Annotated in this window: 5 protein-coding genes; all 5 read left to right on the top strand. The window is 72.4% G+C overall.

The features are described from left to right. The first annotated feature begins 156 nt into the window (after positions 1 to 156). The 5 genes from G3I41_RS27480 to G3I41_RS27460 all read left to right on the top strand — a co-directional run bounded on the left by G3I41_RS27480 (position 157) and on the right by G3I41_RS27460 (position 6,280). On the top strand, positions 157 to 1,389 hold the full coding sequence (locus G3I41_RS27480; protein WP_164403063.1) for an acylneuraminate cytidylyltransferase: 1,233 nt from the start codon (positions 157 to 159) through the stop codon (positions 1,387 to 1,389). Between the two features lie 11 nt (positions 1,390 to 1,400). Beyond that, positions 1,401 to 2,336: an N-acetylneuraminate synthase family protein gene (locus tag G3I41_RS27475; RefSeq protein WP_164403062.1), complete on the top strand. Its 936-nt coding sequence runs from the start codon at positions 1,401 to 1,403 to the stop codon at positions 2,334 to 2,336. A gap of 11 nt (positions 2,337 to 2,347) precedes the next feature. Further along, positions 2,348 to 3,406: a hypothetical protein gene (locus tag G3I41_RS27470; RefSeq protein WP_164403061.1), complete on the top strand. Its 1,059-nt coding sequence runs from the start codon at positions 2,348 to 2,350 to the stop codon at positions 3,404 to 3,406. A 454-nt stretch (positions 3,407 to 3,860) separates the two neighbouring features. Further along, complete coding sequence (locus G3I41_RS27465) at positions 3,861 to 5,090, top strand: amidohydrolase (protein WP_164403067.1); 1,230 nt, start codon at positions 3,861 to 3,863, stop codon at positions 5,088 to 5,090. A 149-nt stretch (positions 5,091 to 5,239) separates the two neighbouring features. Beyond that, complete coding sequence (locus G3I41_RS27460) at positions 5,240 to 6,280, top strand: BMP family ABC transporter substrate-binding protein (RefSeq protein ID WP_164403060.1); 1,041 nt, start codon at positions 5,240 to 5,242, stop codon at positions 6,278 to 6,280. Positions 6,281 to 6,303: the final 23 nt, after the last annotated feature.

The raw sequence follows: 6,303 nt of genomic DNA, 5'->3' as shown, positions 1-6,303 counted from the left end.
GCCCCGCGAGGCCGGCCGGGTCAGGACGGCGGTGCGCGAGGCGGTCCGGGACGCGGCCCGGGGCGCGTACCGGCACGGCGTCCAGCGCGTCGCCCCGGTCGTCCGGCGGATGGGGGAGCTGTGAACACCACCGACACCACACTCACCGGAGCACCGATGAACCGACCCACCGTGCTCGCCGTCATCCCCGCGCGCGGCGGCTCCAAGGGCGTACCCGCCAAGAACCTCGCCCGGGTCGGCGGCGTCCCGCTCGTCGCCCGCGCCGTCAATGCCTGCCTGGCCTCCGGCGAGGTCACCGACGTCGTGGTGACGACCGACGCGCCCGCCGTCGCCGAGGCCGCCCGCGCGGCGGCCGAGGCCCTCGGCGAGAGCGCCCGGCTGCACTGCGTACAGCGCCCCGAGGAGATCGCCGGGGACACCGCGACCAGCGAGGCCGCCGTGCTGCACGCCCTCGACGCCTACGAGTCGCTGCGGGGACGCGCCGCCGACGTCGTCCTGCTCGTCCAGTGCACGAGCCCCTTCGTCACCCGCGAGGACATCGACGGGGTCGCCGCCGCCGTCGCCCGCGAGGGCGCCGACACCGCCGTCACCGTCGCCCCCTTCCACGGCTTCCTGTGGCGCGACGGCACCGCGGTCGAGGACCACAACTACGGCGTCAACCACGACAAGCGGGTCCGCCCGCGCCGCCAGGACCGGCCCGAGGACCTGCTCGAAACGGGCGCCGCCTACGCCATGGACGCGGCCGGCTTCCGCACCCACCGCCACCGCTTCTTCGGCCACACCGCGCTGGTCCGCACCGACCCGGCCCGCGTCCTGGAGATCGACGACCCGCACGACCTGGCCCGCGCCCGCGCGCTCGCCCCGCTCCTGGACCCGGCCCCGCTGCCGACCCTGGACGACATCGACGCCGTGGTCCTCGACTTCGACGGCACCCAGACCGACGACCGGGTCCTCGTGGACTCCGACGGCCGCGAGACCGTCGCCGTGCACCGGGGCGACGGACTCGGCATCGCCGCCCTCCGCAAGGCGGGCGTACCGCTGCTGATCCTGTCCACCGAGCAGAACCCCGTCGTCGCTGCCCGCGCCCGCAAGCTGCGCGTGCCCGTCCTGCACGGCATCGACCGCAAGGACCTCGCGCTCAAGCAGTGGTGCGAGGAGCAGTCCCTCGCACCCGAACGCGTCATGTACGTCGGCAACGACGTCAACGACCTCCCCTGCTTCGCGCTCGCTGGCTGGCCCGTGGCCGTCGCGAGCGCCCACGACTCGGTGCGCGCAGCGGCGCGCGCCGTGACGACCACCCCGGGCGGCTCCGGCGCCATCCGCGAGATCGCGTCCTGGCTCCTGGGCCCCACCCTCACCACAGCCCCCACCTCAGTCCCCACCGAGTAAGGAACACCCTCATGAGCACCTCCCGCCTGCGCACCCTCGGCAACCGCACCGCCGGACCCGGCAGCCCCGTCTACATCACGGGTGAGATCGGCATCAACCACAACGGCGACCTCGACAACGCCCTCGCGCTGATCGACGTGGCCGCCGAGGCCGGCTGCGACGCCGTCAAGTTCCAGAAGCGCACCCCGGAGATCTGCACCCCGCGCGACCAGTGGGACATCGAGCGCGACACCCCCTGGGGCCGCATGACCTACATCGACTACCGCCACCGCGTCGAGTTCGGCGAGGACGAGTACCGGGCCATCTCCGAGCACTGCGCGGAGCGCGGCATCGACTGGTTCGCGTCGCCGTGGGACACCGAGGCCGTCGCCTTCCTGGAGAAGTTCGACGTCCCCGCCCACAAGGTGGCCTCCGCCTCGCTCACCGACGACGAGCTGCTGCGCGCCCTGCGCGCCACCGGCCGCACGGTGATCCTCTCCACCGGCATGTCCACCCCGCGCCAGATCCGGCACGCCGTCGAGGTGCTGGGCTCCGACAACATCCTGCTCTGCCACGCCACCTCCACGTACCCGGCGAAGGCCGAGGAGCTGAACCTGCGCGTCATCCAGACCCTCCAGCAGGAGTACCCCAACGTCCCGATCGGCTACAGCGGCCACGAGACGGGCCTCCAGACCACCCTCGCCGCCGTCGCCCTCGGCGCCGCGTTCGTGGAGCGCCACATCACCCTGGACCGCGCCATGTGGGGCTCCGACCAGGCCGCGTCCGTCGAGCCGCAGGGGCTGTCCCGCCTCGTCCGCGACATCCGCACCATCGAGGCCTCCCTCGGCGACGGCGTCAAGAAGGTGTACGAGTCCGAGCTCGGCCCGATGAAGAAGCTCCGCCGGGTGCCGGGCGTCGTGGCGGAGAGCGACGCGGCGGCCCCGGCCGCCGAGCCGGTCGCGGTCTGACGGGCCGGCCGGTGAACCTCGCCTTCGTCGAGAGCCCGGTCCAGCTCCTGAACGTCCTGGAGTGGGCCGTCACCGAGGGAGGCGGCGGGCGCGTCCTCACGGACATCACCGTCGTCGTCCTCCCCCCGGTCGACCCGATGTCGCGCGGTCAGCTGCGCCGGATGGCGGAGCTGGCCCGCGACGAGGGCATCACCGTGCGCTGGCAGGAGGCGCGCGGCGACTCGGGCACCCCCCTGAAGTCGCTGCGCGCCCTCACACGGCTCGTCCGCAACGCCGACCACATCGTCATCGGCGACCCCTTCTCGCGCTATGTGCAGCTGCTGCTCTCGCTCGTACGCCCCCGCCGCCTCACCGTGGTCGACGACGGCACCGCCACCATGGAGTTCGTCGCCCAGCTCACCCGGGGCGAGCGCCTGGTGCGCTGGCACCGGCGCGGCGGCCTCAGCCCGCGCGAGCTGGCCCTCGCCCCGGTGACGTCCACCGCGCGGCGCAGGTTCACGCCGTCGGCGGCGCGCGAGGTCGAACTGTTCACCGCCATGCCCGTGATCCCGCCGCCGGGCGTCACCCTCATCCCCAACACCTTCTCCTGGACCCGGTCCCGCTTCGGTCCGCCGTCGCTCACCAAGGGCGCGGACCTGGTCGGCACCTCGCTGGTCGAGACGGGCGTGGTGGACCGGGCCCGCTATCTGGAGGCGGTCGCCGCCCTGGCCCGTACGCACGGCGCCACCCGCTATTTCGCGCACCGCCGCGAGTCCACCGAGAAGCTGCACGCGCTGGAGGCGGTCACCGGCCTGGAGATCGTCCGCCCCGACCTCCCCCTGGAGCTCATCGCCCGCCGCGGCCCCATCGGGCGTACGGTGCTGAGCTTCCCGTCCACCGTGGTGCACACGCTGCCCCTCGCGCTGGCCGGCACCGAGGTGAAGGTCGCGGTCTGCGACATCGCCCCCGAATGGCTCCACGAAGGGGCGTCCCCGCGCGCCGAGGGCTTCCTGAGCGGCGTCACGGAGACGGCCCGCGACGTCCACCGGCTGGCGTCCTGGCACGTCACGGCCGTAGCGGGGGAGGCGTGAAGGGACGGGCGCGCCGGGTCAGACGGGCATGACCCGCACGTCGTAGGAGGGAATCCACTTGTCTCTGGTCAGGATGGTCATCCCCTCCGGCCGTGCTGCGCCGCCACGCTCGGCTCCCGGGTCCGCGCTCGGTGCGGCCCCGCTGCCGGCGCTCGCCGGGACCGTCATGATGGCCGCGAGCCTGGACCTGCTGGCGGCGGGGGCCCTCTGCGTGGGGCCGGCGCTGTTCCCGATACGCGGGCCGCGGAGCCGAGGGGGTTCCCGTCGGCCGTGACGTGGCGAACCCGGTGACGGGCACCCCGCGGCCGAGGCGCCGACGAGCGCCGGAGTGTACCCATCCCGTGCGCGTCCCACACGCCGAGACGCGGCCAAACATTCGCCTGTGTGGCTGAAGTTTTCTTGTTTCATGGTCAGTTGAGGAGGGAACGGGCTTACCCTTCAGAAGGTGAGCCAGTTGATCTGCCCCGAGTCCGAAGCCGGCCCCTCCCGGGACGAGAGCCTGCCCGGCGCCCTGCCCGACGCCCTGCGCGCCGAGCTGATCGCCTTCCGCAGAGACCTCCACATGCACCCCGAGCTGGGCAACCAGGAGTTCCGCACCACCGCCGTGATCAAGGCCCGGCTGGAGAAGGCCGGGCTCGCGCCGAAGGTGCTCGCCTCCGGGACCGGGCTCATGTGCGACGTCGGGACGCGCGGGGAGGACACGCGGCCGATGCTCGCGCTCCGGGCCGACATCGACGCGCTGCCCATCCCGGACACCAAGAACGGCGTGCCGTACCGCTCCACCGTGCCCGACCGCGCGCACGCCTGCGGGCACGACGTCCACACCACCACCGTGCTCGGCGCCGGCCTCGTGCTCGCCGAGCTGGACCGGCAGGGGCTGCTCCCCAACCCGGTGCGGCTGATCTTCCAGCCCGCCGAGGAGGTGCTGCCCGGCGGGGCGTCCGACGCGATCGAGTCCGGGGCCCTGGACGGCGTCGGCAGGATCATCGGCGTCCACTGCGACCCGAAGGTGGACGTCGGCCGGATCGGGCTCCGGGTCGGCGCGATCACCTCCGCCTGCGACCGCCTCGAACTCTCCCTCGACGGACCCGGCGGCCACACCGCCCGCCCCCACCTGACCACGGACCTGGTCACCGCCGCGGCGAAGGTCGCCACCGAGGTGCCCGCCCTGCTGGCCCGCCGGGTCGACGCGCGGGCCGGGCTCGCCCTGACCTGGGGGCGGCTGGAGACCGGCCACGCCTGCAACGTCATCCCGCAGCACGCGGAGCTCTCCGGCACGGTCCGCTGCCTGGACCTCAAGGCGTGGCGCGAGGCCCCGGACCTGGTGCACGCCGCGATCGACGAGGTCGCCGGGATGTACCGCGCCAAGACGGTGATCAACTACGTCCGGGGCGTCCCGCCCGTCGTCAACGAGGCCGCCGCGACCGACCTCCTGGCCGCCGCGATGTCCGCGCGCCGGGGACCGTACGCCATCGAGGACACCGAGCAGAGCCTCGGCGGCGAGGACTTCTCCTGGTACCTGGAGCGCGTTCCGGGAGCCATGGCGCGCCTCGGGGTCCGTACCCCCGGGGACACCCGCGGTCTCGACCTCCACCGGGGCAACTTCGACGCCGACGAGGAAGCGATCGCGGTCGGCGTGGAGCTCTTCACCGCCTCCGCGTTGCTCCACGTCAACCATCCGTAACCGGACACGTCACGCCGGGTTCGGCGCGCGTTCGCGACGATCCGATAACGGCTTCCGTACAGGGCTTTATCTGACATCTACGCGCGTTACGATCGCGGCGAAACCAGCGCCGGAAGAGGCGCTTCGGTCAGGTTTGAAGGAGCCTTCCCTTGCGCCGCGTATCCAAGATCAGCGCCGCGATCGCCGTCACCGCGGCCCTCGCACTCACCGCCACCGCGTGCGGCGAGTCGTCCGACGAGAGCAGCGGCTCGGACGACGGCAAGATGAAGATCGGCATGGCCTACGACGTCGGCGGCCGTGGCGACAACTCGTTCAACGACTCCGCCGCGCGCGGCCTGGACAAGGCCAAGGCCGAGTTCGGCGCCGAGACGAAGGAGCTCACCGCCAAGACCGGTGAGAGCTCGGCCGACCGCGACCAGCGCCTCCAGTCGCTCGCCGAGGGCGGCTACAACCCGGTCATCGCGATCGGTTTCGCGTACAAGGAGGCGGTCGACAAGATCGCGCCCAAGTACCCGAAGATCAGCTTCGGCCTGGTCGACTCGGTCTCGGACGTGAAGAACGTCGACAACATCGTCTTCACCGAGGAGCAGGGCTCGTACCTCGCCGGTGTCGCCGCGGCGCTGAAGTCCAAGGACGACAAGGTCGGCTTCATCGGCGGCGTCGACCTTCCGCTGATCAAGAAGTTCGCGGCCGGCTTCCGCCAGGGCGTCCTGGACACCAAGCCGAAGGCCACGGTGCAGATCCAGTACCTGTCCACCGGCTCGGACCTCTCCGGCTTCGGCAGCCCCGACAAGGGCAAGGCCGCCGCCAAGGGCATGCTCGACAAGGGCATCGACGTCATCTTCGCCGCCGCGGGCGGCTCGGGCGCCGGTTCGATCGAGGCCGTCGCCGGCAAGAAGGGCGCCTGGTCCATCGGCGTCGACTCCGACCAGGCCAAGGACCCGGCCCTGGCGAAGTACGCGGACACGATCCTGACCTCGGTCGTCAAGAACGTCGACTCCGGCGTCTTCGACCTGGTCAAGTCCGTCAAGGACGGCAAGCCGGTCACCGGCACCCAGACGTACTCGCTGGCCAAGGGCGGCGTCAGCCTGACCCCCACGGGTGACCACCTCAAGGACATCCAGACCCAGCTCGACGAGGCGAAGAAGAAGATCGTCGACGGCACCATCACGGTCAAGACCACGACCTGATCCACCGTCGATCGGGGCCCGGC

Origin of the sequence: Streptomyces sp. SID9727 (genome assembly GCF_010550605.1) — a bacterium.
Taxonomy (GTDB): Bacteria; Actinomycetota; Actinomycetes; order Streptomycetales; family Streptomycetaceae; genus Streptomyces.
Note: the sequence above shows the minus strand (reverse complement) of the source record. Positions and strands in the feature narration are given on the sequence as shown.